Raw genomic sequence first — 13,873 nt, forward strand, 5'->3', positions numbered from 1 at the left:
GGCCACCAGGTTGCGGTGGTGGAAATCGCGGCTTTGCACGCTTAGCTGCTCGGCATCCAGCCGGTAGCACGCCGGTACGCGTTCCTGCTCGGGCCCTTGTGCAGGTTTCAGGTGTTCCAGCTGCTCGGCAGGCATCAGGTCGCGCAGTTGATGCTGGTAGGCAGACACCGTCAGGCTCAGGTCCAGGGCCATGCCTTCGGCATCGGCGAGCGCCACCACTACCGGTACCTTCGGCTGGGTGTAGGGGTAGCGCCGGCCGATGGCAACGAGGTTGCCGATGGGCAAGGTTTCGCTGATCGGGTCGCTGCTCCAGGTCAGGGGCATGCGCCGCTCGGTTGGCTTGAAGTCTTCGACCCAGGTTTGCAGGGCGCTGACCGGCAAGACATGGGGCTGGGTTGAGGGTGCCTGGCTGCCGGCTATCAGTTCGGCCATGTCCAGCTGGCGCATGTGCCGTTGGCGCAGAGCTGGCGAACCGCTGATACGGGCAGTCATGGCGTTGGTCCACAGGTGCGGGCTGTAGCCGATCCACACTTCCCTGGCGGTATCGGGGCAGGTATCGGCCCACACCCAGCCCAGGGTGCGGCTGGCCAGGTAGCGGTCACGCCGGTGGTAGTCGTCCAGCCCTCGATAGCACAGTTCCTTGTAAAGGCCCGCGCCGACGTACTCGTGAATGACCAGTTTCTGGCCCAGTGGGCCTTGCATGAATACATAGACATAGCCCGGGCGCAGCGCGCGCAGGGTGTAGGCAGAGTGTTGCAGCGGCCCGAAGCCTTGTTCGAGGTTGAAGCCCGCATCGGCATAGCGGCAGGCGGGCATAGCGCCGGTGCGCGGCACGATGGCGTAGCGCACCGGCAGGATGGGGATGCGTGCGCTGCAGGCCGGGCCGGAGGTNATAGCGCCGGTGCGCGGCACGATGGCGTAGCGCACCGGCAGGATGGGGATGCGTGCGCTGCAGGCCGGGCCGGAGGTAGCGCTGCTGACGGAGGCGTCAGTCATGGACGGGCTCCTTGCTTTCGATCAATGCGTGCAGTTCGCGGAGGCGGCTCTGGGGTGACTCCTCGAGGTTGGTGTAGATCTTCCCGGCCTCATCGTTGCTCATGAGCCACATGTGCCTGGCGATCAGCCTGATGAACTGCCCGGCGACTTCCTCGTCGCGAAAGTTGAGGGCTTTCAGTTGCGGCAGCAGGCTTTCAATCCAGTGCCTGATGTCGGCCAGTGTGTGGCGGTCGTGTTGTGGCAGGGCTGACACTTCGTGTGCCAACGTGAGCACGAAGTGCTCATGCATGCCTGCTTGCAGCCGCTCAAGTTCATGTTTGCGCAGGGAGAGTGGGGCTTGCGAAAAACAACGGGCAGTGGTCGGGCTGCGTTCAAGTGTTTTCCACTCGTGAGCCGGCCCCCAGTTGACTCGCCAGGCCAGCGAACACACAGGCCCAAGCCAGGTAGTCCGATGGTCGTCATCCAGCGCATCCAGCCAGGCTGCAAGGTGGTCTGGCTTGAACTGGAAATTGGCCAGCCCCTGATCCGGAAGCGTGATTTGTACAAGGCTGGAGAAATGGTCTGCCAGCTCGGCAAAGCCAATATCGGCATTCAGTGCGATGGCACCGCCAATGGGCATCCAGGTGGATATTGCATGGGCAAGCAGTTCGGGCGCGTCTGACACGTTTACCAGCAACGGGCCAAAGTCATGGCGGTCATCCACCGCACTACCTCGCCACAGCCACGCATGCTGGGTATGGCGGCTGACTTCATTGATAAGTTCAAGTACCGAAGGGGCATAGGCCGGGACCAGCTCGCCATTCGGGAGTATCTGGGATATTGGCCGGTAGGCCGAGTGCTCGAGCACAATGGTCATGAGCAGCAGAAAGCGCGCATTGTTTCCGAAATGCACGCTTGGCAGTGTGTTTGAGGGTGCTGTTTTCATCGACCTGGCCCTCTGATGCAGCGGCAGTCGGGCAACGGGCAGGAACCATCGGGGCGGCGCCCGCACTGACGATCCAGGGGGGTGCCATTTACCGGCGCACCGCTGATGGAAAACAGGTTGCTTAGCCCATCTGCCGATTTCAGCATCTGGCCGTTGATGCGTATTGTCGGGCTGTCCAGGGTGATGCCTGTCTCATCAATCTGAATGGAGCCCCCAGGGCCCTGGATAATCACAGCTTCTGCTGTGCGAAGCTCGTAGCGGCGGGTACGTCTGCGGATTTCGCCCCGGGCTTCAAGCTCGGCGTGCCCCTCGACCTGCTGCTCGAGGTTGCCGCCGATACTGGTGTGGTGATTGGCTGCGATCTGGTCGTGGCGGTGATTGCCGATGGCTTCAATACGATCCTTGGCTATCTTGATTGTCTGGTTTCGACCGATGTCGAGAGCGGCGTCATGCCCAATAGTGACACGCTCATCATTGCCAACCGTTTCAGTGCGGTCACGGCCAATCAGAATCGATTCGTCGTTATTGACCTGTTCCTTGCGGTCATTGCCGACCTGCGTCGTCTCATCGTGCCTGACCACAATGTTCTGGTCTTTCTGTGCGTGGATGAAGATCTCTTCCTGGCCCAGTTCATCTTCAAAACGCAGTTCGTTGAAGCCTTCGCCCTTATGCGTCTGGCTTTTGATCGTCATACGTGTTTTGTGTCGGGGCAGGTCGTAGGGCGGCAACTGATCACCGCAGTAGGTGCGCCCGGTGATCATTGGCTGGTCGGGGTCGCCATTGACGTACTGGATGATCACGTCCTGACCAATACGTGGAATAGCCATCGAGCCCCAACTGCCTCCGGCCCAGCCTTGGGATACCCGCACCCAGCAGGAGCTGAATTCGTTGTCCTGGCTTTCACGGTCCCAAGGGAAGCTGACCTTGACTCTGCCCCATTCATCGCAATAGATCTCTTCACCGCGCGGGCCTACGACGGTCGCCATGTGCGGCCCATCGACACGAGGTTTATTCAGCGGAGCAGGGCGCCACTCCGTTCTGCCGGGGACGAGCTGTGCGATCTGCTCGTAGCGTGTGCTCTGGTCGACGCCGGCGGCTTCTTCTTGCAGGCTGGTGAACTGGCTGCCTTCATGAGTGACCGTAGTCACTCGCCAATGCACGTTGAAATCAGCGCGTGGGTGGCCTGCAAGTGTAAAACCGAGGCCGGGCTGCAGGCGTACATCATCACCCCCGACTTCAGCCACACGTACATCGTGTCGCAAAGCGCTGATGCGGTTTTCAGTGAACGGTTTGCCAACGGCATCGCGCTTGTAGCGGCCAGGGTAATCGAAGCGTTCGTACTCGCTGGACTGATGTTCCAGGAAGGGGCCGGCGGCTCTGTGTTCCTGGCGATAGGCCGGGTTGGTGAAGGTGTAGTCGCGCTGAACCTGACGTGCCGTGCGCACCTGCTCGCTGTAGCGCAAGCGCCGCAGGCAGGGTTTCGCCTGGGCGCCACCGCTATTGGCTTGATAGAGGACTGTATTGGGATCGAGCAGCCCGTCCACTTCGAGAAAACTCTCGTCTTCATCCTTGGCCTTTTTGACCCCATGGCTGATCACGCCGAGCGATTGCAGCCGGTCAGTGATGATCAGTTTGTGGAGTTTTTCACTGTGCTCGAAGCGGTAGACGAAGCCTTCTTCAGCAGCCAGGCGAGCAATGAACTCAAGGTCGGTCTCGCCGGCCTGAACGCAGAATTCGCGAATCTGGTGGTCCATGCTTGCCCGCAGTTCGTACTGTGCGATGCCTTGGCGCTTGAGCATCAATTCAAGAATTTGCGGAACGGTCTTGTGCTGGAAAATACGCCAGTTCGAGCGCAGGCTGGCGCGCGCCAGTTGCGGTTCGACTACCGCGCTATAGCGTGTGCGATGAGGGCCACTATCGCCTTGGTTGAACGTGCTGATTAGACCATGGACATGTCGCAAAGGGCAGTTTGCACGGGAGATGGTGAACAGTGCAGGTTTGTCGAGCAATTGACCGAAGTCTAAATCGTTTTCATGGCTGATCAATTCCAACTCTAATTGGAAATTAGTGCTAATACCTTCCTTGAGTGTAAAGGAAACCACCTCGAACTCTAATCGGCTAGCGAGAGGTCGGAAGCTGTAATGCAGGTCAGATTGGCTAGGCATAAGAATTCCTTGTCTGCCGTCTGATAGTTTTAAGGGTGTCCAGACAGCAAGCTGCCCGGAACACTCGATACCTCAGAGGAGTGCTGGTGTTTCAAGTCTTTTGCCAGTCATCGGATCCTTCGGTGCCGCAGACCTCATGGCATTCTGTGATTTTCCGGTAGGAGAACCAGACTTCAACCTCTTGGTGTCGGGGCGTCGGTGTATCTTCTTGTGCGTGGGGCTGCTCGGTTCTCAGTTTGATGATGGTCGCGTCCGTAAGGGTGGTTCTGTAATACAGTTCATTTGGATCTTCGCTGGTTGCTCTGTATTGCGTGATTACAACTTCTGGGAGCAACTCTGCCTTGCAGATCGATTCCAGCAGCAATGGCTTTGATTTGTTGGTTGTGAAGGTGACTTTGTAAGGGCCGTGAACGCGTTTTCCCGAGGGCTGGCCGTTCTGTGGGTCGATTGGGGTGTTTATCTCGTGTTCGATTTTTTGCACCATGATCTCATCTGCGAACTCCGATTGATAAATATTACCAATCGACTCGGAAGTGCTGGCGCCTTCACTGATGTTGCCCTGTACCTTGCCGTTGATTTTTAAATAGGCTGGTGATGCCATGATGTACTCCCAGTTTCAGTAGGTGTACACGCCCTTGTTTATACAGGCGTGGCCATCGGAAACGATGGACTTGGTAACGAGGCGGGGACCTCGCCAATTCGTTGAAATCAGTGGTGCCGAATTTCAGCTACTTACTGCTGTAGAATTCCGTTGAGTGATTCCAGCACCTCGGTGGTAATGAGGTGTAGGCGATAGCTATAGATTCCGTAAGCCACGGCCATGGCAAGGATGGAAATCACCAAAGGGCTCCACCACGGCAATTGCCGGTTCATACGGAAGTTTCGGGGAGCCACATTGGTGTAGGGGTCACACACTTCTTCCGGGGTAGGCCCGCGCAGTTCACGGAGCATCCCGTGAAGTTGATGGATGAGTGCGTTCAGCGTTTCTTCGCCCTTTGGCGCAATGGCGTACTTACCCCTCAGGCCAAGGCTCAACGCGAAGTACATGAACTCCAGTACGTCCTGGTAGCGAGCAGGCTCCTGCATCAGGCGGGACAGCAACGTAAAAAATTTCTCCCCACCCCAGGTCTCGTCGTGGAAGATGCTGAGCAGTGGTTCCTGGCTCCAGCAGCTGTTCTTGCCCCAGGGCCTTTCCATCACCGCTTCATCGATGTACAGACACAGAGCGTACGAATACGCCAGCGCTTGAGCGGGCTCGTAGCCGTGTTGGCGTATTTCTTCCTGAATGTTCTCGATCTGCTCGCGCACTTTCTGGTGTACATCTTTGATGTTTGGCAATTCATCCAGTGTGCGCAGGCGTATGACCAGGCCGAACAGCGGTGCAGCAGCATCCAGCATCAAATTGTCGTAGCCGCCCCGTAGCTGGAAGTCTGGATCAGCCGGGTAGCCTTCATGAACGGGCTCTGGTTTTGGCATCTGCTCGGGGGCTTCAGACGTTGTCGAAGTGGGTGGGTCACTGGGCAATGGCGTCTTGAGCTTCGAGTGCAACCGCGCGCCTTCGACATTTTTGGCATCGGATGCAATGCATTTTTCTGCCATCTTATTCGCTCCTGATTGCCCAAAATTGCAGCTCAAGCCCAGGGAAGTCCCCTGCAATGTGGATACCGAAGCCGTTCGCGGTCTTCATGCATACCCACGCCGGGTCCCGTCGATCCAGTTCGAAATAGCTGAAGCCAGCGTGAAAAGGCAGGTCGCGAGGCGCCACCGGTAATGGGGTCAACGGAATGCCTGGTAGTTGCAATGGCACCAACTCGTTCAGTGATTCGAGTGAAGTAACTTTGGCTTTCTGCACGAACATCTGGCGCAGCACCTGAGGAGGCAGGTGCGCGCGCACCGCAAGGATGAAGTCGGCTTCATCGATCAGCTGGCGGTCCTCCAGGGTGATCGTCATCACGCCATAGTCCAGTGTCTTCAGTGGTAGCGACACGGCGCGCGGTTGCAGGACAGTACTTAGCGCTCGGCGTAGCGTGTCTTCCAGCGGCTTGAACGAGGTGCGCAGCGCTGTGTGGTGATAGGCGGGGTATTCCTGTGGCAGCCGATTTTCGTCGGTAAAGGTCACGAATTCGCCACAGGCCTGGCTCATGCTCAGGTAGAGCTGTTCGGGGTGTGTCTGGGCTTGCCTGGCCAGGTGCTGGAAGCATGGCCACCAGCGGTTCATGGCTTGCAGCAGATTGAAGTCGCGAATATCGGCGATGCCAGACTGGCCTGCTCCGCCAATGCGTGCTGCGAGGTTGCGTCCTCGTTCGCGCATGGTGTTGGTAATTTCTTCAAGAAAACGTTGCAGCGCCGGTATTGCCCGCACTGCCACGCAGGTGGGGTAGAACGCTTCATCCAGCTGCAGGCTGCCATCGGGGCGGCGTTCCAGAATGCGTGCCAAGGCCAGGCGGGTGTAGGCGCTGCTGTCTTCGGCCTTGCGTTTGAGCTGCAGGTTGGGGACGGCCAGGTCGACCTGCACCAGGTCGCCGTCAGCGCTATGGGTATCCTTGATTTCCTGTGCCTGGGCGATGTAGCGGGAGTCGGTGGCATTGTCGGGCCAGCTCACTTCACGGCCACCATCGGTGCGCAGGGGCAGGCATAGATACACTTCGCTGTCCTTCGAAGCGTCATCTTCGATTTCCAGCGGCGGTGGTGGTGGAAGATCCGCGGGGATATCGAACACCGTGCCGTCTGGCATGATGCCCCGGGCCCGGGTAATGGCGATTTTGCCCAGGGTGAGGTACTCGTCATTCAGCTGAAGTTCGCTGAAACCGTAAAAGGCTGCATTGAGGCTACCAAGGCGTTGATGCAAGGCCGCTTCGCTAGCCCGGGCCGCCTGCTGGAAATGCTGTGGTTTGACGAACAGGCCCTCAGGCCAAAGGACGGGATTACGTGAACTCATGTACGCTCCATGTCAGCGTGAGTAAGTGAAAAGGGCAGGACTGGTAGCGCCATCAGTCTTCTTCCTTGAGCAGGATCTGCGTGTCGTTGACCAACACCGACAGAATGATCTGGTGTCCGCGTGGAGGAATGCGCAGCACTTGGCGCCAGGTTGCGTTTTCCTGGCTTCGGTAGTCGCCGATTACCGCTACGAAGCGGGTCTCGGGCTCGATGGGCGCAAAGGGGACGAACTTGAACTGGCCAGGGCGCAGCAGGTAATCGTCATCACGGATGTAGGTGCTGCGCAGGACCTTGGCCGGGTCCTTGTCCAGCAGTTGATACACGCTGTTGCGTAGCAGAGAGTCGTCGCTTAGCTGCAGGATCTTGATGGCAATGGGCGTAGCGACCGGCTCTGTGGCCAGGGTTGTAGTGCGCGGCAAGGTAAGCACCACTGTCGGGTCGTCGTAACTGCCGGGTGTGCTTTCCTCCAGTGGCGAATAAGCCAGGTCATTGCTTTCGTCCTCGTCCATGACGACCGGCGAGACAGCGGGGAATTGCTCCTGGAGATATTCGAACAACGTTCCGACTTTTTCGGTCAGTACGTAGGGGTCTCCTGCACTCAGGCTCACGGCGTAGGGGCTGGGCTCCAGGACGCTCTCATGTTCAGTTGCGATATCGAGGCTGTTCGGGTTGCCGTTGAGGGTAGGGCTGGCATTGATGCTGAACGCGACCTCGGTTGGGTGATCCTTGGGCGGACCAATGGGCAGCGAGGGGTCCATGACCACTTGGCTCACTCTGCTCAGGAACGTGCAGCCTGAAAGCCCAATCAACATGACCAACAGGGTGACTGCGAGCGGATGTCGCGTCATGAGTGTCCTCCTGCAATCAGGCGCTGCAGTGGGGTTTCGTGCGATAACCCCATAACTGTCACTGCATCCAATGCCGCCAAGGGATCATTCCCCACGCCCAGCTCGAAGACCGAGCAGATCTCAGTGGTAGCCCGGGCGGCTGGAGGCATTGGTTGCCAAGTCCCGGTCGGCATTTCGGCGATCAGCTGGTCGAGTACCCTATGGCCCGGGTTGAACAGATCCTCAAGTGAGCGCGCATCGGTTTGTGAGTACTGAACCAACAGCCGATAGGCGCCGACACGAAGCTGATCACCTTCAACAAGCCGTCTCGCAGTTGTCTCTCCCAGGCTGGCGATGCTGTCGTTCAGATAGGTGCGATTACAGTGATCGATCACACAGAAGCTGCCCTCGATCCAGCGGATTTCGCAGTGAATTGGTGCAACGGTCTGGTCACGGTCATTGATCAGCCAGGTGGCTGCCTTGCTGCCGATGGTGCCGCCCGTGCAATCGAACCGATGCCGCGCGGTGACGGTGTGCTGCAATTGGTCGAGATTGGTGATGTTCAAGGTCAATGTATTCATGAGCGCCCCCGGAACCGGACGACGGGGCTGATCTGGCCGTGGCGGTCATCGACAAAGCTGGTCCAGCCCAGATAGGCGCCTCGGCTGCGGTGCAGGCAGAATGACGACAGCGCGTTTTGCTTCAGGCGCAGTTCCAGGTCGTAGGCCAAGCCATCACGCAGCAGAAAGTCGATTAGCGCGCGCAACCGGCCGAAGTTGATGCCGCTGGGGAGCAAGTCGCGCAATTGCGCTTGTTGCAGTTCGCTGATCACGATGGTGAACTTGCTGCTACGGGTGCGCGTGCGGCTGCCGACCATGAACGTGCTGCCCAGCTCGCCATTGCTGCGCCCGAGGCTTACAAGCTGTTTGGCCGTAGTGGGGACCGAGCGGGTTTCGAACTCGCGGATCTGCACATGCTTGAGGTCGAAACAGTGGGCAATGATGCCGGCCACGGTTCCCGGTGCACGGCTGCGGCTGGCAATGACGCCGGCAAAACTGAGTAGCCGGCTCCATGGCAGTGCCGTGTCCCCTCGCAGCTGTTTGTCGTTCAAACCAAGCAGTGCAAAGATGTACTGTGAGAACCCATCGGTGGCTCCCGGCTGAAAGCGGATGTAGTAGCGATATTTACGCCAGATGCGATGCAGCAGGCTGAGCAGGTAGTGGTTGAAGAAATCGAAGAAAGCCGGTCGCACACCAATACCCTGTGCATGCTCGTATGCCACCTGCTCCAGGTAATAGGTGGGCAAAGGCGAGTCAGTACCGTGCAAACCCATGAAGGTGGCGCACACGCAATAGCGCTGTTCCTCGCCGGGCATCCGTTCGGCTTTGTATACGTCCGAAACTGGGAAGGTCAGCCGCGGGTCGCTGGCAAGGCGCACACGTAACCGGGTGGCCTCGCTAGGCCAGCGTGGTTCAAGGTCATCACCATGCAGCCCGTGCAAGCGCTCCAGCAACTGGAAGAAGTTGTACTGGTGCGCTTCGGCGAGCAGCTTGTCGGCTAGATCAGCGGTTGTTTGCCGGTCTGGATTGGCCATGTGTAGTGCTCGTTATTGGTGGTGTTGATTACTTCCAGTTGATGGAAGGAATTGATGCTGGCGTACAGCGCGAAGAAATGCGCGAGCACGCAACTGAACAGGTACAAATCGCCTTCGCAGAGGAAGGCGGCCTGGTCCAGCTTCAGCCGGGTGTGCAGGCCACGAATGGGTTGCCCCTTGATAAGCCAATCCAAGGGTTTTGTGTGCACATCACGGATGCCATCGAGGCGCTTGCGGGTGGTGCGTGTTTGCTGGATGTCGTGCAACGCGGCGAAGTCATAGGCGCGAATGACCGCTTTCAGTGGGGCGACCGAGAGCAGCGACAGGTAGTTGAGCGACATGTTGGAGATCAAGGCCCACTGCATCTGGCCATCCAGCACCGGCCTGTAAGGGCGGGTGGGTGCGCAGATGTTGGTGTAGGTAGCCAGGGGCGGCGTGATCTCGGTGAGCACGTTGATGTCATCGATGCCCAACGCCAGTGGCAGGTCGCGATTGGTGCAGGTCAGGTCGATGGACGCCGTTTCCAGCTCGCCAATGTAAGCGTTGGCATCGGCGCGCACGAAAGCGATGCAATGCGTGACGCCATCGCCGCGCAGGGATTCTGCGAGCTGGTAGCGGTAGTACAACGCCGTGCGCCCTTGTACATGTTCGATTTCATGGGCAAACGACTCGAAGGGGCGGAAGGTCCTCAGGTGTTCGCCGGTGCTGCCATCAGTCGTGGTGCGGGTACTGATCACCTCATCGATGCTGAAGATCTCGTAAGCGTAGCGCTCTGCGCCTTTAGGCTTCAGCTCGACCTGAGCGACGTCGCTGGACAGGTCGATGGGTTCGGCGCTGTGCTTGAACAGGTTGACTGCAGGTGTGCAAAACAGCCTGAAGTCTGCCTTGCCGACACGCAGCGAGTCGGGAAGCTGGCGGGTGAAGTGCAGCTTGATACCTACCTTGGCGCTTTGCTCTGCGGGCCACAGGCTTTCCAGTCCGGTCACAGCGAAGAAGTGAAAGCGTTGTGGGAAGATGAAGTACTCCTGCAGGATCCGGTAGCCGTCGAAGACGTTCTGCGGATAGGGCAGCAGGGCTTCGTCAGGGTTGAAACCCGGAAAGGCGATGCTGCTGGCCGGCAATCGGCGAACCTCGCCATTGATGGTCACGCTGACATGTTCGAGGTATTGAGAGATCCATAAATAGAGCGTGCGTGCGGTGCGGTGATCACCGCTGAGGTGGAAGTCGAGGCTGGCACAGCCCAAGGTATTCAATGGCCGCTCGACCAGGGTTTGAAGATCGATGTGAACCACGGAGCTGTCGAGGGCCTGGGTTGCGCCTACCGCGTCGATTTCGAACGGATGAATGGTTACTGCTGTGCAGGTGCGAAATTCACAGGCGACACCGTCCACGGGTTTTGAGAACAACCTTGAACCCTTGGGGATCTGTTGAGACTGGCTGAGCGATTGCTTGCGTGGTGTGAACTGGATGATCGTTACACTGGGCAGCGGCCGAAGGTAGTTGGGCCACAGCAACTGCAGCATAGGGTGCGTCAGCTCTGGCAGGTCGTCTTCCAGCTTCAGTCGTAGCTTGGCCGTCAGGAACGCAAAGGCTTCCATCAGGCGTTCGACATCGGGGTCGCTACCGCCGTTGCCAAGCAGTCGAGCCAGCTGTGGATTGTCCTTGGCGAAGTCGTTTCCCAATTCATGCAGGTAGCGCAGTTCTTCGTTGAATCGGTCTTTCAGTGACATGGGTCACCTCACTCGGGTATAGCGGTTGTGCCCGTTGACCAGCAGCTCCAGTTGCAACTGCTCCGTGTGGTCATTGACCTGCACCTGGCAGTCCAGCCTGAAATGCAACTCCAGCGGGGCGTAACAATCGGGCACTGCTTTGAGCGCATGCACCTGTATGCGTGGTTCAAAGCGCCGGATGGTGCGGCGAATATCAACGCTCACTTGCTCAAGCAGATCGCCGCTGCTCGTGTCGTGCCCGTTGAAGTCGCGCAGGCCCAGCTCAGGGCTGCTCTGTGAGCAACCTTGGCGGGCGTTGAGCAGTGTTTCGAGATGGCGCTTGATGGCGGCGAACTTGTGGGAAGCGTTCTCCTGCCGAGATGGCTCCCGATTGGCAGACTGATCCGCCATCAAACGATCAAAAAAACCGCTCATTGCGTGTCGAGCCGCCCGACCAAGGAGATTTCGAAGTTCGCACCCATGTATTTGAAGTGCGGGCGCACGGCGAGCGAGACCTGGTACCAGCCTGGATCACCGGCAACGTCTGAAACTTCAACGCTGGCAGCTCGTAGCGGCCGGCGGCTGCGTACATCGGCAGAAGGGTTCTCCTGATCGGCGACATACTGCTTGATCCATTTGTTGAGCTCGCACTCAAGGTCGCGCCGTTCTTTCCAGCTGCCGATCTGCTCGCGCTGCAGCACCTTGATGTAGTGGGCCAGCCGGTTGACGATGAACAGGTAGGGCAATTGAGTGCCGAGCTTGTAGTTGGTCTGGGCCTGCAGGCCTTCGGGTGTCTTGGGGAAGTTCTTCGGTTTCTGTACCGAATTGGCCGAGAAGAAAGCGGCGTTGTCGCTGTCCTTGCGCATGGTCAGGGCGATGAAGCCCTCTTCGGCCAGTTCGAACTCTTTTCGGTCGGAAATCAGCACTTCGGTAGGGATTTTGGCCTGCATCTGACCCAGGGATTCGTACAGATGCACCGGCAGATCTTCGACAGCACCGCCTGACTGCGGGCCGATTATGTTCGGGCACCAGCGGTAGCGGGCAAAGCTTTCGTTGATGCAGCTGGCAAGCAGGAAGGCGGAGTTGCCCCACAAGTAGTTGTCATGCCGGCCGGCGATGTCTTCGTCGTAGTTGAAGCTCTCGATCGATTTCTCCTGGTGGTGGTAGGCGGTGCGGAGCATGAAGCGCGGCCCGGTCAGTGCGGTGTGACGGGCATCTTCACTTTCTCGGAAAGCACGCCATTTGGCATGCCGTGGGCCGGCGAAGATGTCCTTGATCTCCTTGAGGTTCGGCAATTCCTCAAAGCTGCTGAGGTTGAAGAACTCCGGAGAAGGCGCCGTCAGGAACGGCGCATGCGACATGGCACCGACAGAGGCCATGTAGCTCAGTAGCTTGATGTCCGGAGAGGAGGGGCCGAAGTTGTAGTTGCCGACCATGGCTGCAACTGGTTCACCGCCAAATTGGCCGTAGCCTGCGGTGTAGACGTGTTTGTAAATGCCACTGCAGGTGATGTCGGCCGCGTTCTCGAAGTCATCGAGCAGGTCTTCCTTGGAAACATGCAGCACCTCAAGCTTTATGTTCTCGCGGAAGTCTGTGCGGTCCACCAGAAGTTTGAGGCTACGCCACGAGGATTCAAGCTGTTGGAACTCGGGCTGATGAAGAATGGCATCCATCTGTTTGCTGAGTACCCGATCCAGCTCTGCAATCATCTGGTCGACGCGATGCTTGTTGATCAGTTGATCTGGGTCATTGCTCTTGAGGATTTCGGCGATGAACGCAGATACACCCTGGCGAGCAACCTGATAGCCCTCTTGAGCGGGCACCAACTTGGTTTCTGCCATGATCTTGTCGAGCAAGGTGGTGTTGCTCAATGTCTCGGTAGTTGCTTCAGCGGCGACGGTAGTATTGCTTGGCTCTGGCATTGGGACGCTCCGTTGTCTCAGTCTTCTTTTGGCGCCTCGAGCACCAGGTCGAGTTCTTTCGTGAGTTGTTTACGGGCTTGCTCGTTGTTCAACAGATGTTGCAGTTGCTTGCGGAAAGTCGGCACGTTGCCCAGCGGGCCTTTCAGGGCGACTAACGCCTCGCGCAGTTGAAGCAGTTTGTTCAGCTCCGGTACCTGGCGAGCGATACAATCGGGCCCGAAGTCGTTGATCGACTTGAACCGCAGATTGACCGCCAGTTCCGCATCCGGGGCTGCGCTGAGCATGGATGGCACGGACATGTCCAGGCGCACCTCGGCATCGCTCAGCACATTGTTGAAGGTATGTTTGTCAATGCGCATGATCGTACGGTCTTCCAGGGCGCGGTTGTCATCCAGGCCGAAGTCGCCCAAAACAAGCATCTTGTGAGGTAGCTCTACTTCGGCTTGTTCGCCACTGGTCGCCGGTACGTATTTGATATTGATGCGCTCTTTGGGCGCAACGGAGCCGGAAGGCTTACTCATTGCCAATATCCTTGTTTGTTTCGGTTTATGTGTAGGAAACTTCCTGCAGGTCCGTGTTTAATAATAAACGTGTGTCTGTGCTCAATTTTGGTGGCGCATAAAAACCATGCACTTGAAGTGTGGTAGGGGTCGAGTAAAAAGGTGTAAGAAAATATTTGTTTGTGTTATCTGTCGACGATGGACTAGGCTCCGGGTGATTTCGTTCGGATTGATGTTTTTAACTTTGTTTCGTGTGATTGGCTGATCCTGTAGGAAAGTACGATTTATCACGTAGGAC

The 13,873-nt window shown here is 57.9% G+C and carries 13 protein-coding genes; all 13 read right to left on the bottom strand.

All coding sequences use genetic code 11. The features are described 5' to 3' along the window. Nucleotides 1-996: T6SS effector BTH_I2691 family protein (locus tag FQ664_RS12415; protein ID WP_306109824.1), on the bottom strand; the 996-nt coding region annotated here is incomplete at its 3' end. Beyond that, nucleotides 989-1,921, bottom strand: a complete 933-nt coding sequence (locus FQ664_RS12420; RefSeq protein WP_144172167.1) for a DUF4123 domain-containing protein — start codon at nt 1,919-1,921, stop codon at nt 989-991. The genes FQ664_RS12415 and FQ664_RS12420, both read right to left, overlap by 8 nt. Then, nucleotides 1,918-4,086 carry a type VI secretion system Vgr family protein gene (locus FQ664_RS12425; RefSeq protein ID WP_144172168.1) on the bottom strand — a complete coding sequence of 723 codons (2,169 nt, stop codon included), beginning with the start codon at nt 4,084-4,086 and terminating at the stop codon, nt 1,918-1,920. The genes FQ664_RS12420 and FQ664_RS12425 overlap by 4 nt, the downstream gene beginning before the upstream one ends. Nucleotides 4,087-4,177: 91 nt before the next feature. Further along, nucleotides 4,178-4,687 carry an Hcp family type VI secretion system effector gene (locus FQ664_RS12430; RefSeq protein WP_087500852.1) on the bottom strand — a complete coding sequence of 170 codons (510 nt, stop codon included), beginning with the start codon at nt 4,685-4,687 and terminating at the stop codon, nt 4,178-4,180. A 131-nt stretch (nt 4,688-4,818) separates the two neighbouring features. After that, the gene (gene icmH / locus FQ664_RS12435; protein ID WP_144172169.1) at nt 4,819-5,685 is read right to left on the bottom strand and encodes a type IVB secretion system protein IcmH/DotU; all 867 of its coding nucleotides are present in this window, start codon (nt 5,683-5,685) and stop codon (nt 4,819-4,821) included. 1 nt (nt 5,686) lies between these two features. Then, nucleotides 5,687-7,024: a type VI secretion system baseplate subunit TssK gene (gene tssK, locus FQ664_RS12440; RefSeq protein ID WP_144172170.1), complete on the bottom strand. Its 1,338-nt coding sequence runs from the start codon at nt 7,022-7,024 to the stop codon at nt 5,687-5,689. Nucleotides 7,025-7,076: 52 nt separating this feature from the next. Next, nucleotides 7,077-7,871 carry a type VI secretion system lipoprotein TssJ gene (tssJ, locus tag FQ664_RS12445; RefSeq protein ID WP_144172171.1) on the bottom strand — a complete coding sequence of 265 codons (795 nt, stop codon included), beginning with the start codon at nt 7,869-7,871 and terminating at the stop codon, nt 7,077-7,079. Then, nucleotides 7,868-8,431 (bottom strand): FHA domain-containing protein, encoded by a 564-nt coding sequence (locus FQ664_RS12450; RefSeq protein WP_144172172.1) that lies wholly within the window; start codon nt 8,429-8,431, stop codon nt 7,868-7,870. Before FQ664_RS12450 ends, tssJ begins: the two co-directional genes overlap by 4 nt. After that, nucleotides 8,428-9,444: a type VI secretion system baseplate subunit TssG gene (gene tssG, locus FQ664_RS12455; protein WP_144172173.1), complete on the bottom strand. Its 1,017-nt coding sequence runs from the start codon at nt 9,442-9,444 to the stop codon at nt 8,428-8,430. The genes FQ664_RS12450 and tssG overlap by 4 nt, the downstream gene beginning before the upstream one ends. Then, nucleotides 9,408-11,174, bottom strand: coding sequence for a type VI secretion system baseplate subunit TssF (gene tssF, locus FQ664_RS12460; RefSeq protein WP_144172174.1), 1,767 nt, complete (start codon nt 11,172-11,174; stop codon nt 9,408-9,410). Before tssF ends, tssG begins: the two co-directional genes overlap by 37 nt. 3 nt (nt 11,175-11,177) lie before the next feature. Then, nucleotides 11,178-11,588 (bottom strand): type VI secretion system baseplate subunit TssE, encoded by a 411-nt coding sequence (gene tssE, locus FQ664_RS12465; protein WP_144172175.1) that lies wholly within the window; start codon nt 11,586-11,588, stop codon nt 11,178-11,180. Next, nucleotides 11,585-13,075 carry a type VI secretion system contractile sheath large subunit gene (gene tssC, locus FQ664_RS12470; protein WP_144172176.1) on the bottom strand — a complete coding sequence of 497 codons (1,491 nt, stop codon included), beginning with the start codon at nt 13,073-13,075 and terminating at the stop codon, nt 11,585-11,587. Before tssC ends, tssE begins: the two co-directional genes overlap by 4 nt. A 17-nt stretch (nt 13,076-13,092) precedes the next feature. Then, nucleotides 13,093-13,596, bottom strand: coding sequence for a type VI secretion system contractile sheath small subunit (gene tssB, locus FQ664_RS12475; protein ID WP_144172177.1), 504 nt, complete (start codon nt 13,594-13,596; stop codon nt 13,093-13,095). Nucleotides 13,597-13,873 lie beyond the last annotated feature (277 nt).

Origin of the sequence: Pseudomonas persica, assembly GCF_900291015.1 — a bacterium.
Lineage (GTDB): Bacteria > Pseudomonadota > Gammaproteobacteria > Pseudomonadales > Pseudomonadaceae > Aquipseudomonas.

Excerpts from the sequence above, each read along its gene's own strand:
- tssB (WP_144172177.1), bottom strand. The coding sequence starts at position 13,596 with ATGAGTAAGCCTTCCGGCTCCGTTGCGCCCAAAGAGCGCATCAATATC.
- tssE (WP_144172175.1), bottom strand. The coding sequence starts at position 11,588 with ATGAGCGGTTTTTTTGATCGTTTGATGGCGGATCAGTCTGCCAATCGG.
- tssC (WP_144172176.1), bottom strand. The coding sequence starts at position 13,075 with ATGCCAGAGCCAAGCAATACTACCGTCGCCGCTGAAGCAACTACCGAG.
- tssF (WP_144172174.1), bottom strand. The coding sequence starts at position 11,174 with ATGTCACTGAAAGACCGATTCAACGAAGAACTGCGCTACCTGCATGAA.
- icmH (WP_144172169.1), bottom strand. The coding sequence starts at position 5,685 with ATGGCAGAAAAATGCATTGCATCCGATGCCAAAAATGTCGAAGGCGCG.
- FQ664_RS12425 (WP_144172168.1), bottom strand. The coding sequence starts at position 4,086 with ATGCCTAGCCAATCTGACCTGCATTACAGCTTCCGACCTCTCGCTAGC.
- tssJ (WP_144172171.1), bottom strand. The coding sequence starts at position 7,871 with ATGACGCGACATCCGCTCGCAGTCACCCTGTTGGTCATGTTGATTGGG.
- FQ664_RS12420 (WP_144172167.1), bottom strand. The coding sequence starts at position 1,921 with ATGAAAACAGCACCCTCAAACACACTGCCAAGCGTGCATTTCGGAAAC.
- FQ664_RS12430 (WP_087500852.1), bottom strand. The coding sequence starts at position 4,687 with ATGGCATCACCAGCCTATTTAAAAATCAACGGCAAGGTACAGGGCAAC.
- tssG (WP_144172173.1), bottom strand. The coding sequence starts at position 9,444 with ATGGCCAATCCAGACCGGCAAACAACCGCTGATCTAGCCGACAAGCTG.
- FQ664_RS12450 (WP_144172172.1), bottom strand. The coding sequence starts at position 8,431 with ATGAATACATTGACCTTGAACATCACCAATCTCGACCAATTGCAGCAC.
- tssK (WP_144172170.1), bottom strand. The coding sequence starts at position 7,024 with ATGAGTTCACGTAATCCCGTCCTTTGGCCTGAGGGCCTGTTCGTCAAA.